A 23852-nucleotide genomic window follows, 5' to 3' on the forward strand; every position below is an offset into this window, starting at 1 on the left:
GGTTACCAAACAACCACCAGCACAAAGATTTGGTGGTTGTTCTATGTTCATTTAACCAGCTATTTCCGGTGATCCAAATTAAAAATAAAGATTTCATAAGTTATCCATCCAAATGCTATATTGAGTCTAAAACTACTGTATTTCAAGAATGGGAGATTTCTGCAAAAGCATATAATGAAAATGGAAATATAGTTTTCTTGTTCAACTAACTGGCGCGTTAGTTGTACGAGATCAAGAGTCACAAATGCGACTTTTTTTATTGAACAAACTGGCAGTATAGTTTCTGTGGTTCTTTAATAATAAAATAAAGCCCCAAATACTAGTCTTACTTGCAATCCAATAATGTAATTATTAATCATAAGTTGTCATAACCGATGGTACGAAAGTGTAATGATTAGCCTATGGCCTATGTCAAATAAATCTTATGACAATATGTCACTAGATAATATGATATTGAATAAATAACAATTGAATTAAGGCAATTGATTCGTGAAAGTACATGAATCAATCTTGCTTTTGAAAATAATTCAATTGAGGTGATAAAAAATGAATAAGAAAAAGATGTATGGAGCAATGGTCAGTACAGCTATATTAGTTGCAGGATGTGGTGTAGAAGGAAAAGCTCAAACGGTAGCAGTCGAAGATTCAGCTCGACCAATCCAAAATAATATCGTTAAATCAATACAATCACAGGCAAAGCGATTAAAAACGATTGAACCATCAAAATCATTTGACGATTTAAAACTACTTAAGAACATGATTGGGAGAGCACAATATGTAGGATTAGGAGAGAATACTCATGGAAGCTCTGAGATTTTCACCATGAAGTTCCGCCTAGTAAAATACTTGGTTACTGAGATGGGTTTTACGAATTTTGGTATGGAAGAAGATTGGGGTAATGGCTTAAAGCTAAATGAATATATCCAAACAGGAAAAGGAAATCCTAGGGAATTTTTAAAATTGTTATATCCTACTGATGAAATTATAGCCATGATTGAGTGGATGAAAGATTATAATGCTGATCCATCTAATAAAAAAAAGATCCAATTTATCGGACTTGACTTAAAAACAATGGACCAAAGTGTTTTTAATAAAGTAATTGATTATGTAAAGCTGCATCGACCAGATTTGCTGGCAGAAGTGGAAGAAAACTATAAAGAGCTTTCTTTATTCACTGGAAGTATACAGGAATATATGCAGCTTGCTCCTGAAAAAAAAGAAAAATTCAAGGCAAATGCTGAGAAAGTAGTCGAATTACTAAAAGATGAAAATGAACAAGCAAGCACAGAGAGAGTTTCATCCGAGCTGATTTGGGTGAAAGCGACGGCGAATGCAATAGAGAAATTTACCATAATGCTGCTTCCTAATGATTATCCAAGTATAGTGAGGTTACACGATCAATATTTGGCCGACCATGCAATGTGGGCACAAGAGATTTTTGGCGGTAAAACTATGGTATGGGCACACAATATTCACATCGCCAAAGGTATTATCGATGAGCAATTATACCCTAATGTTGCGGGACAGTTTTTGAAAGAACGTTTAGACAATAATTATGTCACAATTGGTAGTACAACTACGGAGGGGAAATTCACCTTATACAGCGAATATAATCCTTCCACTGGAGGTAAGCTTGCAACGGAAATTATTCCACAAGATGTGAATAGTTTCAATTATACCCTTGGAAAAGTCCCATATGAAATGTTTTTGTTGGATAACCGTCACCTTAAAGGTCAAGCAAAGAAATGGGTTAGAGAAAAAAGGCCATTACTAAGTATAGGGGGACAACTCATCCCAAACGGTTCGTTATATTTTGATACTTCATTGCTAGAGCAGTTCGATTTAATTTTTCATATCCGAAAAACAAGTCCATCTCATATTAAATAAGAGTACAAAACAATCCCTTCTTGCAGAGAGCCAAGAACGGGATTGTTTTGTAGAGGATTAATAAATTAATCTAGTTTTTAACCATGAGTAGGCTGCTCTCCCCTTTTTTGCATCATTTAAAAATGTCATATGACATTTTTACACTGGTGAGTATGACAAAGTAAGCAGTATGATGCGGTTATTAAACAGAGAGGAGCGATGAACCTTATGAAATCAAGATTCATCCAAAATGGTTATTTTTTATTGCTAACTTTCGTTACAGGATTGTTTTATTTTTGTTTTTACCTGGTAGCTCTGATATTCAGTTTCACCCTTTCATTTACCGTAGTTGGAATTCCACTAGTTATACGCGTACTACAGACTACAACACCCTTTATCAAATATGAGCGCATACAAACCAAAATTTATACTGATATTTCCACAGACTCATACAATAGAGGTGTAACAACGGATACATCGGACTGGGCTCAAGTGAAGTTTGTGCTTACGAATCGTCGCACCTGGTCTGCTGTCTTTTGGTTAATGCAGAAATTTGTGATTGGAATTTTCAGTCTCATTAGTGCAATTATTTTTTATGTAATGCCACTTATGTTTCTGTTGGCACCACTACTATATCGATACATCGACATGAATATCCTTTTCATGCAGGTAAATACTTTTGCCAAGTCACTCCTTGTAATGGTTATGGGTATAGTGTCTACCGCCTTAAGTATTAAAATAGTAGATGGTTTGGCAAAAAAAATTGGAGGTTATACACACAGTATGATTCGTCAGCTAAATCGATAAAAGTTTGAAGTTTAAACTTAAAAGTATAAAAATCCAAGAAAGAATATTTTATAATATAGAAATATGAAGGAAGCCTACTTAGGGGGTAAATGACTTGTTGGATTTGGTTAAGTATTGGTTTTGGTATGATTGGATAATGTTAGGCATCCGTCTACTTGCTAGTGTGTCTATCATCCTAGCTACATTCAATTTTCAGGATGGATTAACGTTACCACTTTGGATTATTATTCTTTGGGAAGTTGTTGCCTTCTCTATCCCATGGGTAGCCTTACTGTTCAATTACAAATATTACTTGTTTACAGAAATACTGTTATTTGGCGGACTATGTATATATTTAACCTCTTTATTTCCAGAAGCTTATAACACATTTCTTATACCGGTGTTTCTTATCGCAGCAAATAGTATGTATTTGTCCTATTATTGGACAGCTCCAACAACAGTTTTTATAATAACTGGAATTTTCTATGCCGTTACGCCAAGTAATAACTATTGGATTATGGTAACCTACTACGGACTCGCTTATGTAATGGGGTTCGCTTTTCATTTATTAATCGTCAATCATAAACAAAATGAAGCGATTTTTAAACAAAACGCGGTACTTGAGCAATATATGTCTCAGATCGAACGCATTACACTAGCAGAGGAGCGAAGCAGGCTGTCTAGTGAGCTTCATGATACAGTTGGCCACGCTTATACTTCCATTATTTTGGGGATGGAGACGTTACGTTCCGAGCTTGTTACCGAAATGGGTATACAGAGGCTAGATTCTCTGCTTGAAATGGGACGTAAAAGCATCGAGGATGTGAGAGGTTACCTACATCAAATGGAGTCTCCGTGTCAATCGCTTTCCTTGATTCAATCTCTACAAAATCTTGGAGCTGAATTTCAGGAGTATGCTCGGGTGAATGTAAGCTTTCGAGCATTCGGAGAGGAATACCAACTGTCTCGGCAAGCGAGGATAGCGTTCATTCGTTGCTTACAAGAATCCCTTACGAATGCAGTACGTCATGGTCAGGGGAACGAAATTATAGTTTCATTGCAGTTTGAACAACAATATACGAGGTTGGAAGTGCAAGATAATGGAAAGGGAAATGTAGAATGGCAGGAAGGCTTCGGTATTAATGCGATGAAAGAGCGGGCAATGAATTTGCAAGGCCAATTGTCTGTATATACAAAGCCAGATGAAGGAATGCTTGTTACATGTACTATACCGCGACAAACTGAAATAAAAGATGGACTTATTCGTTTGTTAATTGTCGACGACCAGCCATTTGTTCGGGAAAGTTTGAGTAGACTACTCGACACATATGAAGATTTAAATGTAGTAGGTTTGGCTGAAGATGGAATCCAAGCCATCGACTTGTGCGGGCGCCTTCAACCCCACCTTGTACTAATGGATTTAGATATGCAACACATGGATGGAGTCGAAGCAACCAAAAAGATTAAGCAACAATGGCCACATATCCGCGTATTGATTTTTACAACGTTTCAAGATACGGAACAGGCGTTGGACTCGCTTCGTAACGGTGCGGATGGATTTTTACTTAAGTCTATTGAAACGTTGGAGCTAGCTAATACGATCCGACTTATTCACAGAGGTGGGACCCTGATAGATCAGGGAATGTCTCACAAAATATTTGAGAAGTTTGATAAGCAAAACGATACTCCACAATCAAAAACAACTGCTTATGAGCTAACTGCCAGAGAGATAGAAATATTGCAGCTAGTAGCAAAGGGACTCCGATACACTACGATAGCTTCAAGGTTATATTTGTCGAATGGTACGGTTAGAAACTATGCTTCCCTGGCTTACACAAAGTTAGGAGTGCGTAACAAAGAAGAAGCTGTCCAGAAGGCTCAAGATATCGGAATTATCACTTAGTACGATTTAACTTTATAAGTGAGGTCATAAGTGGTGAAATTCACATCGATGGTGACGATATCATTAATACTGAATGGTTTACTTTTGAAGAAATATTAAATATGGATGATAAGAAACATTGGAACGGAAAGTCCGTTAAGAAAATCATTGAGGATGTTCAGTCAAAACGACACTTTCCATTTGAATTAATCCAAGATGTACTTTAATGAGACATTGCCTTATTCAACTAACTGGCGCGTTAGTTGAATAACTTAAGGGACTGTTAATCAGTCCTTTTGTTGTTCCTCTACAGAAAAACAGTTAGAAAATAAAGGATATTAAAAATAATGGTTGAATATGGTTATTTAGATTCTCAAAAAATAGAGGTGAATAATTATAGTTATTTTAAAAGAAATAATTAAACAGTTAAATAATAAATCTATTTTACCTCCGATGTATTTAAGGAGAAATTCAACTTATTATACTTTTATTTCATATATTAACAATTCAATTGGTTGCTATATTAGTGATAATTTTGATGGAACCTCACGCTTTATATGTAGAGCATACAAGGAGTTTCGATTATTAGAGGATAGAAATGAAATTAAAGATGAAAACATTGAATATTTTTCTCTCTGCAAAAAGTATTTAATAACTATTTCTGAAAATTTGATTCAGAAGCAGTTCGTTAGTGAATTTGAAAATAAAGAACTTATATCACTTGGATTAGAAACTTTACTAAACTAAAGAGAGCATTTGTTGAAGTTCAAGAGCAGCCATTGGCTGCTTTTTATTTTAATAGTTGGCAGTCTAAATCAATACAAAAAGGACTTATTAGAATCAAATGGAATATTAATTAAGTAGTAAATATTAATATATAATCAATAGGGGGATAAGGTGAAGAAAAGTAAGAAGTCTCTTTGGATTGGTTTAATTGTGATTATTTTAATTGCTAGCACCATTACATACTATAAGATTCCCTTAAAAACTAATACAGTTTTTTATAATGGAGAAATTAAAATAATTGATTTCGGTTTTTATGTAAATGGTAAAATGAATAACTACAATGTAAGATTTAAAAATACAAAAGAAATTAATCAGATAGTAAATATATTTAATACCACTCGATATACGAGAATCCCTGGAAATAGAAATATAAGAAATGACGGGAAGCTTTTATCAATGTATGTGTTTGTAAAAGAAAAAAATCTTGAATTTTATATTTTAGATATTAATGACCAAGGTTATTTAAAAGTTGGTAAAAACATCTATAAGTTAGCTGATAAACATACACAAATATTTAATGAATTATATGAGATATTAGTTGCAAACCGTAAACCAATCAATGAATAAACTAATTCACTTATTGAACTAACTGGCGCGTTAGTTGAAGATCATGGCAGCCATTGGCTGCTTTTTATTTATGTGTTTGGCAGTCTAGTTGAATTAGCTATGCTATAATTATTGAACTAAGAATTTGTTTTTTGTATTAAAAGTTGTACAAGAAAAATAATATTTGTGGAGTAAAATATGAATGAAACTGTTAAGAAATATATAAAAAAGTATTATGAAAAAAGGGAAGATAAGAGACTGTCCTGATGGATATATCATTGCAAGAAACATAGAGGAAGCAATTTATTATCTTAGGAATTATAACGTTCATAATCTTTCTCATGATCATGATTTAGGTGAGGACGGAGAAGGAAATTTACTACCACCAGGCTATGACCTTGTTAAATATATTTGTGAAAATGGATTACGTGCCGAGAAAATATACCTTCATACTGATAATGGTGTTGGCAGACAAAATATTTGTAAGCGTCAAATCTTATACACCTTCAAGGGACACCAATTCCATGAGATAATCTTCCTCCGAACGATATGAGGAGGATTTTTTTGGTGGTGGCAAAACTCAATGGGCTATGGCGTGTGAGGATCGCAATCTACCGGTTCAGTGGTGAACGTGTTGTTATTTGGTGTGAGCGCCATGAGATTGCACAGAAACAACTGTATTATTGGATGCGAAAGCTGAAAGGTCTGAAGGTACAGCAATCGCTCCGTCAATCAGGTGTGTATTCATTTAATTCCAACGACGCTATACCAAACGTTACAACCACCCCAGTGCTTGTCAAAATTGGTCCTGCAAGTATTGAGGTTTGGACAGAAAAATCGAAAGTTCGTGCAAGTTCATATTATTGGGATGATCCGAATATGATAATGTATGGCCCATTAAAATTTGTAGGTACGTGAGCGTGTTGTGAATAATGGGTACGTTTTTATCAAGTGTGTTGAGAAAGGTGCATGAAAATTAAAATGTAGAAGTAACTACTTGAATTCTTCGTAGGATATGCGAAAATATCGAATTGTTATGGTTATCATAAAATGACGTGGAATATAGGGATTACAACTTTTAATTTATGAATGGAGATTAATATGAATACACAAAATAAAGCACAAAATGCACTGGAAGACATCAAAGTCAGTTCGAAACTGAAGATTGCTACGCTGTGGGCGAGTTTTATGTTTCTCTATATTTATGTTGATTATTTCGCCTTATATATGCCGGGCAAAATAGAAGGTATTCTGGCAGGAAAAATATTTATATTTGACATTTCACACGTCTTTCTATTGATAGCACTGATTTCGGTAACAATTCCAGCTCTTATGATTTTCCTTTCTGTTGCCCTGCCGGCAAAAGTAAGTCGCTGGGCAAATATCATTATTGCAGCGGTGTATATTCCCTATACATTGTTTAATTTGACAGGAGAGGCTTGGGTGCACATGGTGTTTGGCGCTGTTGTAGAAGTCGCTCTTCTTTGTCTAATTATCTGGTATGCATGGAAAAGGCCTTCTTCGTTATAAAAAGTAAAAATGCAATATATTGGAATAGGGTGGAAGGGCTGGGTATGCGAATTGTAAATAAGTCAGAATATGAGATGAAAGTAGAATTAAAAGATGTACAATTGATGGAAAAGAAAAAACCTATATGGGGATTTTCTTTATAATGAATAGGCTTATATATTGTCTGCTATCTTTGTAAGTTAATAAATGAATCGGAAAATAAATAAGTTCTTATTCAACTAACATATGCTTTAGTTGAACAACGTGATCGACTTTATAGTCGATTTTTTTATTGCGCTAGATGACAGGATTTTTCAATAAGGAAGAATTATTTTATCTTATAAAATAACTAGTAAATTATGATAAAATCATTCAGGGTATAAACGTCTATGGTAAGCACAATAAAGGCAAATATTTTATACGATTAAGAGGTAGAAATAATGAGGCGTAATAACAAATATGATTATAGTGATAAAAAGAAAATTCGAGGATTGAAAAGAAGATTTCGCAATTTAAATCGATATATTTTAGAAAGAGAAGAAGTTTTACCGATTCCGCCAAATGATAGTTCTACTTACAGGGGATATCGTTCTTATGTTTTTGATTTCGGTCGTGATTTTCCTGGATTCCATCGATATCCAGAGCGAATTAAAAAGCGAGTTTACCAATCTTTAATTGATTTTACATATAACCTAAATCAATTAAAGGGTGATAGTGAAAAAGAGTATCGTATATTTTGTTGCTTAACAACACCAGACATCGATTACGCAGCGGTTAGTATTTTATTCACACGAAGTGGTATGGAAAGTTTTTATGACGGGTTACTAGGAAGAAGAAATCTAAATCCAGACCAATACCAACTAACAACTAATCGAGAAGTCTTATGTCACGAATTGGACGTATGGATTCCTAACGAATTAGACGTTAAAGGGATTATTCGTGAGGATGAAGATGGGGAATTACAAGGAAAACAAATTTGGCTAATAGGTAGTTTTGAAGAATAAGAAAAATAACTTAGCAAATTGATATAGAAATAAAAGTAGAGCATCTTCATCTACAGTTATATTAAGGAGAAAAAGTAAAAATATATGTCTATTTATAAATTTAGTTTAGTATTAATTTTAATAGTACTATTCATTATTTTTTATTGGTTTTTGAGGAGGATGTTAAATATATCAGATAGATATTTTACTGGGATTGACCTAATAATGGCAGGTTTGGGATTATTATTATTATTGGGTTATTTAAATATGTTTCGAAAAATATTTGAAGGTTTTGGTTTTCCCACTAATGATATATTTGAGGCGAGATACTCTGGATTTTCTTTTATATGTTTTGGACTTGTATATATATTAATTAAATCTTTAAGAAAAAAAAGAAAGTCTTAGTGTAAATTGAATCATAATTTAAAAATAAACTAATATTTGTTATAGAACTAACTGGCGCGTTAGTTGAACAACAGTGGACTACTTAGTAGTCCTTTTTTTATTTTATAACGTTCAGTTTAGATCAATAAGAAGGGGAACAGGCTATTCTAATTGAATTTAAGAATGTAATAATGTTTGGAGGGATAATTTTGGTGTTGGGTGATTTGTTATATTTGTTAATAATTATTAGTTTATTACTACTTTTCTCTGTCTCTTTAGGATTGTTTATTAAGAGAAGAACTAAAAACCAATCTATTAAAACAGAATCATTAAGAAATATAGAAGAGAAGTTAGACAGATTAATCGAGGTGCTTGAAAAAAAACGAACTAATATTATTCAACTAACTGGCGCGTTAGTTGTACAACAATAAGGCTGCATTGGTAGCCTTTTTTTATGTAATAAATTGATTATGGTCTTGAATTAAAAAATTAATCAATTAACTCGATATATAATTCAAAGACAGTTTTTAATAAAAGTGTGTTGTCAAAATTTCGGTTTGTATGTAAAAAATTAATTGATCAAGGAATTTGAATGAAAGGATAAATGGATTTAATGAAAAAAGTAAAATTACTTTTGATAGTAATCATTTCATTTAGTTTATTATTAATTTCTCCCTTTTTACCAGGGACTATTATGTACTTCACTTCACTATGGGAGTACAAAGTAGATGATTTTGATACTTTTAAAAAGGATTTCCAAACTATAGTTAACTTAGCTTATCGTGAATTTAACAAAGGTCAAATGATGGAATCTTATATAGTTGTAAATGAGAATCCCGATGGAACAGTCAATTTAGAATATGAAGATGTGAACACTGAAGATTTCGTTGAAGTAAAGATGAGCAAAAAAGAGCAAGAATCTCTTAAGAAAATTTTAGAAAAAGCTTTTCATCAAGGGGATATGGCATATTTATCCTTAATTAGAGTGTATAAAAATCAGGTAGAATTCGAAATCGAAAATGGTCAATATTCTTTGATCTATAGAAAAGATGATCATAAACCTAAATTTGTAAATACCTCGTATACAAAAGGTACTTTTAAGACAAAGAAGATTTCAAATCATTGGTACCATGCAAGATTCGTAGAAGATTAAAAGACGGCTGGTTTTCTCGTTTTTGCAAAAAATTAAATTCTCTTCCTAATTGAACTAACTGGCGCTTTAGTTGCAAAAGACTTGGGAGCTGATCATTCAGCTCCTTTTCAACTATCTGGCAGGTTAGGTTAACAAGGAAAATTCTATTGTAGATTAAAAATATAGGAATTCGAATATTATTTGGTGTAATAAATTAAAAGAGGAGGATGGAAAAATGAAAAAGTTGGATATTTTTTTAATAGCATTAGTTGCTCTCATTTCTGCAGTGCTCTTTACTTTTCTTCAAGGAAAAATAAGCAATAGTTATATCTCATTAATAGTTTTAACTTTTGGATTGGGGATAGGCTTAATTTCTAGATACGTTAGTGCAAGGCAAAAAAAATGAACCCTTTCCTAATTCAACTAACTGGCGCGTTAGTTGAAGTTCGTCAGGGGTTCAGAACAATATTAAGTTAACTTTAAATAGGGGTGAGAGAGTGGAGAATATAGCCTCAAATTTTATCAGTTTATTAATTCCTTTTCTTATGATTGCCATTGGAATTGTACATAAAATAAAAGCTCCCAAAAAAATAAATCATTTTTACGGTTATCGCACCTTCCGTTCTATGGCATCACAAAAAGCTTGGGATCATGCTCAAAAATTGTTAGGCTATTATTCCATTAGGTTTGGTATCTGTAATATAGCGATTGCTATATTCCTTTTGTATATTTTACCTTTTTCATTGGATGTAGTTACGTTAATTAATATGGGATTAAGTATGGTTTTTTTATTTATTCCAATTTTCTTTATCCAAAAAAATTTAAAGAGAAATTTTCAGTAACATAACCTTAGATTTAAAATTTTTGTACAACTAACTGGCGCGTTAATTGTATAGTTTGAGCAGCCTTTGGCTGTTCTTTTTTATTGGAGTACTGGCAGTATAGTTGAAGAAGGAAATAGTTCTTTTTTTACGAATTTTAATATTTGAAGGCATTTTTAAATTAAGGAGTGGTTATTTGTGTGTGGGATTAGAAACTAAACAAAGAGATCTAGATATTCCAAAACATCGTCAAAACTTAATAAATGAACTTGAACTAGATTTGATAAATGATAATAATGTATTAGCTGTTTTTTACGGAGGGTCAATAGCAAATCAAAACACTGACTTATATTCGGATATAGATCTTCGTATAGTGGTTAAAGATGAATTGTTTGAAGAATATAGATTAAATAAAAAACAGAGAGCAAAAAAATGGGGGAATGTTCTGTTTTTTGAAGACTTTCCATGGGCAACTTATAGTATTGCTCACTATGATTCATTTATTAAAGTTGATAGCTTTTACTATAAAACAATAGATATTCAACCATCAGTATGGCTTCAAAATATAAAAAATGTCCACGATACTACTGAATTGGTGAAAACTGTATTAGAAAAATCAATGAGTTTATCATATAAGCCAACAATAGAAGAAGTAGAAGTATGGAGATCGAAATTCTTTGCTTATGTTCACGAAGCATATAGAAGAATAATGAGAAAAGAAACATATTATGCACTTCATTGTTTAGATAACCTTCGTTTATCAATGACAACAGCCTGGTATATGGAAGCAGGAATTCAACCTAACACTTTCGGAGACTGGGCTAAATTAGAAGGTAAAAGTAGTAAACTATGCGATTGGCAGTTAGCACTACTAGAACAATGGTTTAGTAACAGGGAACCAATTGAAATAATGAAAGCAATAAAAAATATGGTTCCTGAATTTAAAAGAGTTCATAAAAGTTTATGTAATAAACTAGGTTTAGAAGAGGACCCTGAATGGGTAGAAACAATACTTAATATGGTTTAATTTATAAATAATTCCTTATTCTACTAACTGGCGCGTTAGTCCAACACAATCAAGAGTCGCAAATGCGGCTCTTTTTAAAATACTCAGTTATTAAAAGCACTTCGCTTTTATGTTCTATTGTATAATTTAAGTACAACTAGAATTCGGGGGATATTTAAAGAAAAATGAAAGTTTATAAAGCGAAAATTCAATTGGTATATTTCTTCATAATAATTGGTTTTATTTCACTGTTTTTTACCATCATGTTCTCGGTTAGTATTAATGGGTTTAATTTAACAGATTTCTTCATTTGGATTGGTTTACTCGCCTTAACTTATTTTTTATTTTGGTGTGCATACTCTATGTTTCTTTCGAGAAAAAAGGTGAAGGAGTCCATTGGGATGATGAAGGTATAGTAGTTGATTTAGATGGTAACAAAATTTTTTGGGATGAAATAGAGAATATCGAATTTTATAAATCTGAATATGAAATGTTTACAAAATCAACATATATACGAGTATTCATTTACAAAGAAGAGCAAGTAAGATTGAGACATAAGCTCCCATTAAAAAATATCTTTTGGAGATATAGTGGTAGTATCGATTGGTTTATGTTTGAAAAACCAAAAGAAATGCACAAAGCACTTATTCAATTTTGGGAAGAAAAAAATAAACTTAGTTCTAACAAAAACGAAAACTTACTTAAGTGAATTTTTGAAATGCTTATTGAACTAACTGGCGCGTTAGTTCTACAAGATCATTAGTCGCTTATGCGGCTTTTTTTTATTGATGTAGTTGCATAAGAAAAAGGCTTCTTTAATAAAAAATAGAATAATATGTAAATGGAATATCATATAGAAAAAGAAAATAAGTGTTAAAGGAGGCAATGTAGCGATTTATGAGTGGTCCAACAGTTGGTATTCTATTAAAAGAAAAGTTGTCCATTGAAAACATAAAATCTCTTTATCAAGAAATAAAAAATTACAGTATCGAAATTGATAAGAAAGATATAGAATCCAATGGGTTTGATTTTTGGATTAATGATGGAAAGTCACTTGGAACCTCTTATTTTGGTGAAGGACTTCCATTTGGAATTATAATAGAAGAAGTAGAATTCGATGAAACTGAAGAGAATTTGATATACCAAGCAGTAAACTATTTTCCGAAACAAGAGATTATTATCATCTCATACTGTAATGGGAAATATGAGCATCTAATACTTGCTAATTTGGCTATAATGATCACGGAAAAGTTTAATGGAATAATTGATATGGGTGGAAAATTACCTTCTTCATATTCAGAAATAAATGATGGTTCAATATGGGAAATATCATATGGCAAGGATAGGGTCTATCATCTTTCTGATGTTGGTTTTCTAAAGAAATGGGTACAACATCCTAATTTTCTAATGATAAAGTAACAAAAAATACCGGCCTTATTCAACTAACTGACACGTTAGTTGTAGAACACGATCGACATTTTAGTCGATTTTTTTATTGCATTAAATGGCTTGTACAGTTAACTATAGTATTGCGGTTTATGCCACATGAACCGTGGTTTCGATCGCTAAAGAGGAATTAGATATGTGTATTTCGAATATTAATGAGATGCAATGTCACAGAAAATTATCTACCCACTATCAAAGGGATATAAATTCGCCAATTGAAATTGAAGGTTTAATCGAGAAGAGAGACTGGAGGGATTTCATGAGAAAATGGTGTTTAGTAGGTTGTATATGGATTCTTTTTATAAGCATAATTTTGGGTTGCGGTAACACTCGAAAGAATTTAACGAGAGTTGACTACAAACAGAATAGAACAAACGGAACATATTCGGATATAGTAATGCTAACAGATAAAAAGAAACTTGAAAAAATAGAGCGTATTTTCAGCAAAATTAAATGGGAAGAAAATGTTGCGGTAAAAAGAACACGAAAAGAAGACATCAAAGCAACATTATTCTATGTAGAAGAGAAAAACATGCCAGAAAGATTGTACGAATATGAAATTTGGTTCCACAATGATATCAACAAGGCGGTATTGATAGGAGACAATGGTGAACAAAGTTATGCCATGCTGAACAAAGAACTTTCAAAAGAATTGCAAAAACTTTTGAATTACGAAAAGTAAAGTTGTACTTATTTGGGAGAGTCCAATTTATTTAACTAACTGAAGATAATAGAATAAGTAGCTAGATATCTAGATATGTGGAGGATTAGCATTGAAGAAAAATGTGCAAGTAATTGACAGTGCAGTAAATAGCATTTTTAAGATATTTGAAGTAAGTTCGGAGCAATTTAACATACTGTTTCCTAATCATTCAGAAATAGCATTTCTTGAGGATTATCCAGAACTAATTGATGACATTAGCTTTTGGAGTGAGTTCTATAAAAATAGATTAGATAAAATTGATGTTGTGGGTATTCATGGAACATTACACCTTACAGGAAGTGATATTGATAAAAGTGAATTTCCTAATAGAAGAGAATTAGACGTATGTAACTAACTAGCGCGTTAGTTGTAAAAATATAGAATAAAACATGCTATAGTAATGTTAACTTGAAATTCAGAATTTAACGCTTCTAGGAGAATTACAAATGAAAAAGGTAATTATTATTAGTATAATTTTAGCTGTTTTATTACTTAGTGGGGTAGACATTACATTTAAAGATGCATTGTTATATGCTGTTATTTATCTTATTGGGAAGACTCTAATCTATTATTTCGAATCTAAAAAAATAAATTGGAAGCAAAATATTAGAAATTTTGCTTTTTTCGTTATTTTTGCTTTTTCTTATCATACTTGTTATCTAATACTAGAATCATTAGGATTTAGATCTATTAAACTTTTTTCAAGTGGGTTCGGATTAATAGTGGGAATTTTAGGAGGATTATCATTTATATATATTGTATTTGTAGTACCCTATAAAATTTTAATTCAAAAAAAAGAACATAAGTAGGATATTATTTTCTCTTTAATAACCTTCTTCAACTAACTGGCGCATTAGTTGAAGATCACGAGTCACACATAAGTGGCTCTTTTTTTTGAAGAGAGGGTTGCTCTTTAAAAAATCCCCTTTTGGTAAATATTTTTGATATTATCGTTTAAGGTATTTGCTAAATATGGTAAAAGTTTGGAGGAGAACATATGAAGGTAAGACTGAAAGAATATACTCAAACATGGAAGACGATGTTTGAAGATGAAGTAAAAGTATTAAATGCTATTTTTGGTAATGAAATAATAGTTTTTGAACACTTCGGTAGTACATCTATCCCTGGAATGAAAGCAAAACCAGTTATTGATATGATGTGTATTGTAAGAGATATTGAAAGAATTGATACATATAATGAAAAAATGATTGAGTTAAACTATGATGTAGCTGGTGATTGGGGAATTACGGGTAGAAGATTATTTCGTAAGGGTGGAGAAAACAGAACACATCATATTCATTTTTATCAAATTGACAATCCACATATCGAACGGCATTTAATTTTTCGAGACTACCTTCTTGCACATCCTGAAGAAGTTCAGAAGTATAGTGAATTTAAAGAGAACTTAGCAAAGAAGTATGAGTCTACTTCTGATTATAGTCCCGCAAAAAAAGCATTTGTATCGGGGATGGAAAAGAATGCAATTGTTTGGCATAAATTAAGAGAAGCTCAAAAATAGATATTCAAGAACATACAATTAGTAATATATAATTAATCCTTCTTCAACTAACTGGCACGTTAGTAGTACAACATTATCGACTGTTAGTCGACCTTTGTAAAAAAAGATAGTAAGTATTAACACGGAGTTCTATTGTACAATATAGGAAAAATTGTTATTGAACAAACGGATTGTTTATCGATAGTTGAATGGAGGATCTAGCCATGGGTATTAGGAATTATCTGGTTGAAGGCGTTTCGGGAACCGGTAAAACTTCGGTGTGCAAAGAATTGCAACGGCGCGGCTACCATGCCATTAATGGTGACCGTGAATTAGCTTATCAAGGTGATCCGGAAACTGGTACACGGACGGATGGCGTAACGGAAGCCGACACAAACGAGGACCACATTCGGCATTTACACGAGCATCACATTTGGGATGTAGATAAAGTAAAAGCTTTGGTTGCTAACCAGGATGAGGCGGTAACATTTTTCTGCGGTGGCTCTAGGAACTCTTCGAAATTCATAGATCTTTTTGACGGAGTGTTTGTCCTCGAGGTTGACCTTGACACATTGAACAAGCGGCTTGACGAGCGACCGGAAAATGAGTGGGGTGGAAAGGGAAGGAAAACGGAACGGGAACTCATTGTGCGATTGCACCAAACGAAAGAAGACATTCCGAAAAACGGAATTATAATCGACGCCACCGCACTGATCGAGCACGTCGTTGACGAGATCGTTCGTCAAAGCGAAGAAAATAAACGTCACCGACAGTAACTTACGGTCGCTCACGGAGGCGTTAGTTTAAGATAATTCTTTTTCAACTAAATGGCGCGTTAGTTGCATACGAAAGCAGCCGATGGCTGCTTTTTTAATTTAAGTAATTGGCAGTTTAGTTACATAAGGAATGATATAATATTTAATTAAAATTATAAGGATAGTAGGATAGACAATTGAAAAATATAAAAAAAATCATTCAGATTATCATATTAAGTACATCAACCCTAATTCTTAGTGGATGTTTTTCTAAAGAACATATGTATAAACCTGTTAAAGATTACTTAAAAGCTAATTATGGCTTAACAGAGAATATTAAGATAGTGTCTGCTACAAATTATTGGCTTGCAGGTGTCGATCATTCTGTCTTTATAAAAATTAGTAAACCTTATCATGCTTATATAGATTTACAAGCTGATTTCGACTCTTTAGAAGTTATTCCTGAGGAAGGGGATGACGTGTATTTAGAAATATTTAAAGGTGCATATATTGAACAGCATTCAGAGGTTATTAAATTTTCAAATCATTTAATTGAGAAATACAAATTAGTATCTCCACAGCAACATGTGAATGATGAAGTAAACGACGAAGCTAAAGCAAGAGCAGCTGATCTATACTATCTACATATTAATATTGGTGGTAAGACACAAAAATCTAGATTAATTGAGCAATTTAAAAAGAGTCAAAAGATTGATACAACGAGTATCTTAGCAACAATTGTTAAAAGAGTGCCGGAAGTTGAAACATACCACATGGGCATTGTAAATTTTACTTACGAATATAAGGTGACTAATAAGAAAAGGAATGTCCCAAACTCAAAAGTACTTGCCGAGGAATTTAAGAGGAGTAAGCTACTACAAAAGGGATTATATTGTATAGAAATTCAAGTTGAAGATAAAGAAGGATATTCAGATGATGAACACAGTAGCTATTCTCTTTTTAGGGTAGATGACAACGGAAATTACACATTAATTCCTGTACGTTCCAATAATAGGTAAGACCTATAATAGTGTTATTGAACTAATTGGCGCGTTAGTTCAATATCAATTGGTTATTACGAAAGTGTGAGGTGTGTTTTATGGATGTAAATTTCTCGTTTATATTGGATACCGAGATACCCAGTGGACCAGCTTATACTGCATATAAAGAAGGATACATAGAAGGTCAATTAACTATTTGTCTGAATGGAAAAGTTTTTTTTGATGAACCATACATCAATCTTGCAGAGTTTGGAATCCAATTGGGAAAATGGCTACTAAAGATACAAAGTGGAAATAGAGAAAATATGGACTACGAAACTATTGATCATGATGAGATCATAATTAATTTTAATTATACTGCTGATGAGTACTGGTTTATTTATTCTATTTGGCAAAATTTTGAATCGGATGAATACGTTGACACAAAGTCATTGGTTAAGGCAGTAAAAGATTTTTTACAGGAATTAAATAAGGAACTTCACGACATTCATTATATGTTTACACTTGATGAGTTCATTGATTAAATAATTTATTTATTTATTTATTTATTTATTTATTTATTTATTTATTTATTAAACCTTACTAAAGAGGACATTGTTATGTAACTAACTGGCGCTTTAGTTTAACAAGGATCGACTGCTTCGGCGTTCTTTTTTATTGCACTATCTAATTACAGGAGCAGATTCACTTGTTTTGCATACTTATCAATTGAAACTAACCCTTCAATATTTTTTTCCGTCAGACGGAATGATTTCCCCAATATCTACACGAATAATATCACCTTTGCGAAGTTGAATTGATGCTACTAATTTATATGAACTATGAATTAGTAAAAAATATAAGTGATAAAAAGACTACCAAGTTTATTTTAAGACAGTCTGCAAGAACAAGATGGGAAGAAATAAAAACATTCAATTGTTCAAAAATTAGTAAGAGAATTAAAGCATTTAGATGTTTAATTGTTGCTGATCAAACATTAAAATAATAGTTATTGATCTTATTTATTTAAAGATTCAATTATTCAATATGTTTTACTATATCGTATGTTCAAATAAATTATTTTTTCTTGAAAAAAGATTGAGAATGTAAGAGAATCTCAATCTTTTTTTGTTATAGAATTATTCTACAAAAAAAGTTGGATTATACAATACTTAAGATTTGAAGTAAAAATGTAGATAAAAAATTTAGGATGGAAAATTTTAGGTTAGATGCTATATTCAATCCTAAATCTCATTTTCAATTTACCAATCTATTATCATCTAATTTATCAATCATTATCATCTAAAATATTGTATTGTTTATATTTCTGAATACTTATAAGATTATGACTAGTCTTACTATATCTCTTAAAGGAGGAATAAATAACACGATTTAATAGTGGATTTAAAGAAGCAATGAATAGAAGGCGGTTATTATGCAATCTGCATCCTCAGTTTGTTTAATAAAAAAATATGGAGGTTAACAAATGAGAATAAAAATGACAAAACGTATTACATCTTTAACACTCGTACTAACCCTATTCATGTCTCTATTTAGTAGTTTGGTTTTTGCCTCAACTGAAAAGGCAGCCGGAGCAACAAAGAGCCCACCAACGAAGGAGATTGTAAAACTCATTCCAAGTGAATCAACAGTCTCGCTCTCACTGAATCAAGGTCACCACGGTTTAAAGGTTGAAGCAGAGTATAAGGATGGAAGTAAAGCAGATGTTACAGCGGAAGGAAAATGGACATCACAAGATGAAAAAGTTGTAACTGTTGAAACTGGAAGACTAAAAGCAGTAAATATTGGGTCTACAAATGTACAATTTAGTCTTGGTAATGCCGTTTTAAACATTGAAGTAAATATAAAGAAAAGTACACAAGTTTTAAGTCAATTGTCAACTCCTTCAGAAAGTAAAAAAATTGTATCGCTTGTTTTAGAAGCTAAACAAATTACCTACATAGATGAAGGGCAAGAGCGTCCGATCGCTTTAAAAGCGCTTTATAGCGATGGTTCGATGGAAGACGTATCGAAATTAGCTAAATGGGAATCAGAAGATCCTTCAATTGCATTGGTTGAAAAAGGTGTATTAAAAGGGATATCAAACGGTAATGTTGCAATGAAAGTAACTTACGCAAATCTTCCACAAATAAACTTCTTTGCTTCGATAAGAGGCATTCCTCATGGTGATGAGCTGTACCTTTCGGCTGACATGTTTAGGTTAGAAACCTCTCATGAGCCGGTTCAAGTAGATGCCAATATAAAGAACACCTGGGGGAATGGAGCATATTCATGGAAAGATGTTACTTCTTCAGGAAGTTGGACAACGACAAATCGTAATGTTGCTACTGTTAATAAAGATGGTCAGATTACCCCAGTTGGAATAGGCCAAGCATACATCTATTTTAAATACGATAAGTTGGTTAGTGCTGTACTTGTTAATGTTGTTAAGCCTACAAAGCTTGTAACTGATGAACCTACAGTTGAATTATTGCCAGGTCAAAATTGGCCTGTTAATTTAACCGAAGTATTCACAAACGGAATATCAGAAGGTGGTGTGAATTTAAGTGAAAATGTAAATCCTAATGAAGTCAAATGGACCGTCGATGATAACAGCATTGCAACGGTTACTGATTCAGGATATATCATTGGACGTAAGACCGGTAAAACCATTGTGACAGCTTCCTATCGATCAGATGTTCTTCCTCCAGTTAAAATTGAGGTTGCTGTCACCAATAAGCTTACTACTCCAAGAGTTATTGGTTTGACAGCATCTCCATCAAATCTCTCTTTAGGTGCAGGAGATGAATCGCCAGTTGCAATAACAGCGATTTACAGTGATGGAAGCACGGAGGATGTCTCAGGTTCCGTTGAATTTTACTCTGATAATGAAAAAGTAGCTTATACTCAGCGAACATATGGTGGAGCACCAAATGTTATTGGTAATATGAGTGGCTCAACTGTTTTTCATGCTATCTATAATAATGGTCGTAACACTGTAGATATCCCGGTGGCAGTCAAGGATAAAGATGGTCAGAAGCAGGCTCCAATCCCTGAATCAATTTCTGTTACACCAGATATGAAAAATATGGTAATAAATCAACAGCAGCAATTAGAGGTAAAAACGACCTATTCAGACAGATCAAATTCAACTTCATATGCGGAATATAAATCATCTAATCCTAATGTTGTTAAAGTAAATAAGGATGGCCTGCTTACTGCTGTAGGCACTGGTACAACAACTATTACCGTAGATAGCTCTGGATACTCAAAGCAGGTTTCAATTGTCGTTTCAAATGAACCTTCTAATGATTTTGTAAATAAAATTGTTGATCTGATTCCTAGTGAAAAAGACATCTCCTTTAGTTTATCTGAGCACACGCATTCGTTCTCTGTAAAAGCAAAATATAAGGATGGTTCAACAGCTGACGTTACATCAGACACAAGATTCACATCATTAGACCCAGACAAAGTTACAGTTAAGAATGGTGTTCTTACAGCAGTAGCAGCAGGAACAACACAGGTACTGATCGATTACGGCACAAGCACAAAAATCTTGAATGTTTCAATCCTTTCTAGGAATGATGCATCAATTAAAGATTTAAAAATTGAGTCCTTACTTGTTTCATCATTGAATGTTGTTGTTCAAAAAGATAAGCTTTATCCAGTACATCTCTTTGCTCAATACAATGATGGAACTCAAAGGGAGATATCGAACTCAATTCAGTGGACAACAGAGGATTCAACAGTTGTAAGTGTTAAAGATGGGAAATTTATTGGAATGAAAACTGGAAAAACGACGGTTAGTGCAACAATTGCAGGTTTCTCTTCTATTAAAATTCCAGTAAAAGTACAAGACCAAGCTGGACCAGTAAATTTAGTAGGAATTGTTAGCACAGGGATGGTATTACAGCCTGAAGCAGGATCTCTAGTAGATGCGCTTTCTGGTACGCAAAATGGGATGATATTACACCCTGAAGCAGGAACTGTTGATGCGAACGCGTTTGCTGAGTATACAGATCATAATATCGTTCAGGTTGATACAGAAGGGAAATGGGAATCTTCCGACGAAAGTGTAGCAACTGTTGATCAGAACGGGGTTATTAAATGGGTCGGCCCTGGTGAAGCATACATCTGGTTCATTTATGAAAATATGAGAGATGCTGTTTGGGTAAGAAACATTAAGCCTGTAGATTTATATTGGGCTGAAAACGATAAATGGACAGATAGCAATGTAATATTAGAACCTAATAAGTCCACTGATATATCAATTAATGGATTCTTTGGTCGTCCAGGCAGAGATGGAAGGTGTGATTGTTATAATCTTAATAGCAAAGCAAAATTGACGGTGGCGGACGAATCGGTTGCAACGATTTCTGCTGATGGACATCTCATCGCTCACTCTGTTGGAAAAACGACAATAACTGCTACTGTTTTTGGAATGTCAAAGACAATTGATGTAGAAGTTGTAGCAAAGTATCCTACATTTACTATAGGTATAAGTTCCTCGCCTGGTTATATCGTAAATTCAGTAGGCTCAAAAAATGAGGTAGTCATTAATGCTATGTCAAGCGATGGAACGATAAAAGACGTAACAGCTGATGTCAAATATACTAGTTCCAATCCGGAAGTAGCGGAAGTGACCGCTGATCATAAGATTGTGACGAAATCAGAGGGAGCAGCTGTGATATTTGCCGAATATGACGGATTTAAAATTTATTTTCCTGTTATCGTTAAACCATAAAGCATACTTTGTATTATTGACGTTTAGATGAACTTTACCTTTAAGATACAAAATAGTCTGGTTTTTATGTTCAACCCCGTAAGTTAGCTATAATCTAACATTACGGGGTATTTTTATGAATGAATTTAAAAGGAATAGTAAAAATTCCTTTATTAGTTCAATTAATGAATTTGCAATGAAGCAAGGTATCAAAATAAGAAATTCTTATTAAGCTAACTGGCGCGTTAGTTACATAACGGATAGGCTGCTTCAGCAGCCTTTTTTTGCACTAATTAGCAGTCAAATATTCAATTTTTGATTATGGTGTATTATAAAAGTACAAATAAGATATAAAAACCTTGTTTAAAGGAGAAATGTAATGAGCCTTGCGACTTATCTTGGGTGTAATTTTAATGTAGAAATAACGGACAAAGTAACTAATGAGCCTATTGAAATTGGTTACACTTTTTCAGATGAAAATAACAGAAGAGATGTTCAAAGTAAGCACTTTTCTACTCAAAATGTATATGAAATTGAATTACCGAATCCTATTTGGCAGTTAAATCATTATCAAAAAAAGAACTATCCACGAAATTATAAAAAATCACAAAGAGATTTTATTGCTTTATGTGACCTTCTAAAACAGTATCTTAAGCCAGGGGAGTATTGTGAAATCTATCCCTGCTGGCTAGGTGAAGAGCTTGAGCGAAGTGAAAGTGAATGTACAATTCAATTAGACAGTTATAATATCGATAAAATTACAATTTATGAAAAATGTCTAGTTAGAATAGAGAAATAGATGTTCATATAAATAGCACCAATTCTAAATAGAACTACAAGTTTTCTTATGTAACTAACTGGCGCGTTAGTTAAAGAGCAAGAAGGCTGCTTCGGCAGTCTTTTTATTTTGTAAAGGAAAACCTAATTTCCATAAATTTCAAAATTAATGTTCAATATTGTTTTGATATAATTACCTTTGTGAGTGTATTCAATCGGGAATGGACGTAGTGAAAAATTTGAATGGGACGTGTTGTAATTATTATTATTGGAGTGTTATAGGAAGTATAAATATTTTCTTTTATAATGAAGAAAAACATAAAAGTAATATTCCGAAATGGACTTGAATTTAAGAACGGCACATTAATTGATGAATTTCAATGAGTGGTAACGGCGTACTATGCTAGTAAAAGGAGGTTTTATGTTTGAAAAAAATTGTGTTGTTTTTGCTTTTTTTATCTCTTACGATTGGTTTATTTTTCTTATTTAAAAACAAACCGCTTCATGAAGGTAGTTACATTCGTTATGATCAAAAGCATGACAAGATTGAATACCTACACATTAAAAATGTAAAGCCTTTTAATGGAGAGATGAAAATCATTTATTTAGATCGCAGTGATTTCAGTATTAAAGAAGACCAGTACGCTCTTAAAACCTCACCTCAAGCAGATAACTTTAAAAACGTTTCAATAAGACAAGCAGAAGCTAAACTAACAAAATTTAAAGTGACGTTAGAGAAAAAAATGGTGAACATAGGTGTTAGCCGCGTGAAGGAAGTATTGAAACAGCCGTTTTTTGATAAACCTGTAGTTTTACCTCCAAATCATAGATTCGAAGGTAAATTGGGTGCTACAAAATTCGTTTATGTGACATTATTTGGTCGAGATGATATTTATAATTATTTTTATGTTGATTTAACAAAAACAGCTAATAAAGATTATGAAAACGATGTAACCTCAAAATATAACCCTAGTATTTTGATGACCTCAGATACAGCTGAACAAATCATCAAACTTGCGGATGATTATTATTACAAGAGTGATGGGACATACAACCCAAATTTATTTTATAATGTTGAAGATGAGAATGATGGTATGTACACTGTTAGTGTGTATGATTTGTCTGACGATACCTCTCCGCCAATATATACGTATCTTGTTGATTTGAAGAATAAAACTGTAGAACTAAAAAAAGATAGCTAATTAGCTATCCTTTTTTAGTTCTACCTAATTTAGTTTTTCAAGGATCAACAATTATTAAATTTTTATT

General features: G+C 32.7%; 26 protein-coding genes. All 26 read left to right on the plus strand.

The features are described from left to right. Positions 1–546: 546 nt before the first annotated feature. The 26 genes from CAB05_RS07180 (at position 547) to CAB05_RS07305 (ending at position 23785) form a co-directional block, all read left to right on the plus strand. Positions 547–1887 carry an erythromycin esterase family protein gene (locus CAB05_RS07180; RefSeq protein ID WP_087999141.1) on the plus strand — a complete coding sequence of 447 codons (1341 nt, stop codon included), beginning with the start codon at positions 547–549 and terminating at the stop codon, positions 1885–1887. 207 nt (positions 1888–2094) lie between these two features. Next, positions 2095–2673: a sensor domain-containing protein gene (locus tag CAB05_RS07185; protein ID WP_087999142.1), complete on the plus strand. Its 579-nt coding sequence runs from the start codon at positions 2095–2097 to the stop codon at positions 2671–2673. A gap of 94 nt (positions 2674–2767) precedes the next feature. Then, positions 2768–4555 (plus strand): hybrid sensor histidine kinase/response regulator transcription factor, encoded by a 1788-nt coding sequence (locus CAB05_RS07190; protein WP_087999143.1) that lies wholly within the window; start codon positions 2768–2770, stop codon positions 4553–4555. Between the two features lie 876 nt (positions 4556–5431). After that, positions 5432–5887, plus strand: a complete 456-nt coding sequence (locus tag CAB05_RS07195) for a hypothetical protein (protein WP_087999144.1) — start codon at positions 5432–5434, stop codon at positions 5885–5887. A 214-nt stretch (positions 5888–6101) separates the two neighbouring features. Beyond that, a complete protein-coding gene (locus CAB05_RS07200) occupies positions 6102–6419 on the plus strand; it encodes a cyclic-phosphate processing receiver domain-containing protein (RefSeq protein ID WP_213087718.1) in 318 nt (105 codons plus the stop codon). Beyond that, entirely contained in the window at positions 6416–6784 is a 369-nt protein-coding gene (gene tnpA, locus CAB05_RS22730) for an IS66 family insertion sequence element accessory protein TnpA (RefSeq protein ID WP_407920421.1), read from the plus strand. Before CAB05_RS07200 ends, tnpA begins: the two co-directional genes overlap by 4 nt. A gap of 183 nt (positions 6785–6967) precedes the next feature. After that, positions 6968–7396, plus strand: a complete 429-nt coding sequence (locus CAB05_RS07210; RefSeq protein ID WP_087999146.1) for a DUF6326 family protein — start codon at positions 6968–6970, stop codon at positions 7394–7396. A 419-nt stretch (positions 7397–7815) separates the two neighbouring features. Then, complete coding sequence (locus CAB05_RS07215; RefSeq protein WP_087999147.1) at positions 7816–8379, plus strand: DUF3916 domain-containing protein; 564 nt, start codon at positions 7816–7818, stop codon at positions 8377–8379. Between the two features lie 575 nt (positions 8380–8954). Beyond that, positions 8955–9173: a DUF4083 family protein gene (locus tag CAB05_RS07225; protein WP_235821411.1), complete on the plus strand. Its 219-nt coding sequence runs from the start codon at positions 8955–8957 to the stop codon at positions 9171–9173. 182 nt (positions 9174–9355) lie between these two features. Further along, on the plus strand, positions 9356–9895 hold the full coding sequence (locus CAB05_RS07230; RefSeq protein WP_087999150.1) for a hypothetical protein: 540 nt from the start codon (positions 9356–9358) through the stop codon (positions 9893–9895). A 214-nt stretch (positions 9896–10109) separates the two neighbouring features. Continuing rightward, positions 10110–10280 carry a hypothetical protein gene (locus CAB05_RS22095; protein WP_158093203.1) on the plus strand — a complete coding sequence of 57 codons (171 nt, stop codon included), beginning with the start codon at positions 10110–10112 and terminating at the stop codon, positions 10278–10280. Positions 10281–10371: 91 nt separating this feature from the next. Next, entirely contained in the window at positions 10372–10716 is a 345-nt protein-coding gene (locus CAB05_RS07235; RefSeq protein ID WP_087999151.1) for an SdpI family protein, read from the plus strand. Positions 10717–10897: 181 nt separating this feature from the next. After that, positions 10898–11722, plus strand: coding sequence for an aminoglycoside 6-adenylyltransferase (locus tag CAB05_RS07240; protein ID WP_087999561.1), 825 nt, complete (start codon positions 10898–10900; stop codon positions 11720–11722). Between the two features lie 289 nt (positions 11723–12011). Then, positions 12012–12410, plus strand: coding sequence for a hypothetical protein (locus tag CAB05_RS07245; protein ID WP_087999152.1), 399 nt, complete (start codon positions 12012–12014; stop codon positions 12408–12410). A gap of 188 nt (positions 12411–12598) precedes the next feature. Further along, on the plus strand, positions 12599–13120 hold the full coding sequence (locus tag CAB05_RS07250) for a DUF6368 family protein (protein WP_087999153.1): 522 nt from the start codon (positions 12599–12601) through the stop codon (positions 13118–13120). A 286-nt stretch (positions 13121–13406) separates the two neighbouring features. Further along, positions 13407–13829 (plus strand): hypothetical protein, encoded by a 423-nt coding sequence (locus tag CAB05_RS07255; protein WP_142283063.1) that lies wholly within the window; start codon positions 13407–13409, stop codon positions 13827–13829. A gap of 91 nt (positions 13830–13920) precedes the next feature. Further along, a complete protein-coding gene (locus CAB05_RS07260; protein WP_087999155.1) occupies positions 13921–14205 on the plus strand; it encodes a DUF8220 family protein in 285 nt (94 codons plus the stop codon). A 91-nt stretch (positions 14206–14296) separates the two neighbouring features. Beyond that, complete coding sequence (locus CAB05_RS07265) at positions 14297–14659, plus strand: hypothetical protein (RefSeq protein WP_087999156.1); 363 nt, start codon at positions 14297–14299, stop codon at positions 14657–14659. A 188-nt stretch (positions 14660–14847) separates the two neighbouring features. Next, positions 14848–15369, plus strand: coding sequence for a GrpB family protein (locus CAB05_RS07270; protein ID WP_087999157.1), 522 nt, complete (start codon positions 14848–14850; stop codon positions 15367–15369). A gap of 203 nt (positions 15370–15572) precedes the next feature. Further along, positions 15573–16124, plus strand: a complete 552-nt coding sequence (locus CAB05_RS07275; RefSeq protein ID WP_087999158.1) for an AAA family ATPase — start codon at positions 15573–15575, stop codon at positions 16122–16124. Between the two features lie 176 nt (positions 16125–16300). Continuing rightward, on the plus strand, positions 16301–17122 hold the full coding sequence (locus CAB05_RS07280; RefSeq protein WP_087999159.1) for a hypothetical protein: 822 nt from the start codon (positions 16301–16303) through the stop codon (positions 17120–17122). An 80-nt stretch (positions 17123–17202) separates the two neighbouring features. Continuing rightward, positions 17203–17628 (plus strand): DUF7878 domain-containing protein, encoded by a 426-nt coding sequence (locus tag CAB05_RS07285; protein ID WP_087999160.1) that lies wholly within the window; start codon positions 17203–17205, stop codon positions 17626–17628. A 275-nt stretch (positions 17629–17903) separates the two neighbouring features. Beyond that, on the plus strand, positions 17904–18089 hold the full coding sequence (locus CAB05_RS07290) for a hypothetical protein (RefSeq protein WP_087999161.1): 186 nt from the start codon (positions 17904–17906) through the stop codon (positions 18087–18089). A 480-nt stretch (positions 18090–18569) separates the two neighbouring features. After that, entirely contained in the window at positions 18570–21827 is a 3258-nt protein-coding gene (locus CAB05_RS07295; RefSeq protein WP_087999162.1) for an Ig-like domain-containing protein, read from the plus strand. 358 nt (positions 21828–22185) lie between these two features. Then, positions 22186–22605, plus strand: a complete 420-nt coding sequence (locus tag CAB05_RS07300; protein ID WP_087999163.1) for a hypothetical protein — start codon at positions 22186–22188, stop codon at positions 22603–22605. A gap of 403 nt (positions 22606–23008) precedes the next feature. After that, the gene (locus CAB05_RS07305) at positions 23009–23785 is read left to right on the plus strand and encodes a hypothetical protein (protein WP_087999164.1); all 777 of its coding nucleotides are present in this window, start codon (positions 23009–23011) and stop codon (positions 23783–23785) included. The last annotated feature ends 67 nt before the right edge of the window (positions 23786–23852 follow it).

This window comes from Gottfriedia solisilvae (assembly GCF_002128405.1).
GTDB lineage: Bacteria > Bacillota > Bacilli > Bacillales > Bacillaceae_G > Gottfriedia > Gottfriedia solisilvae.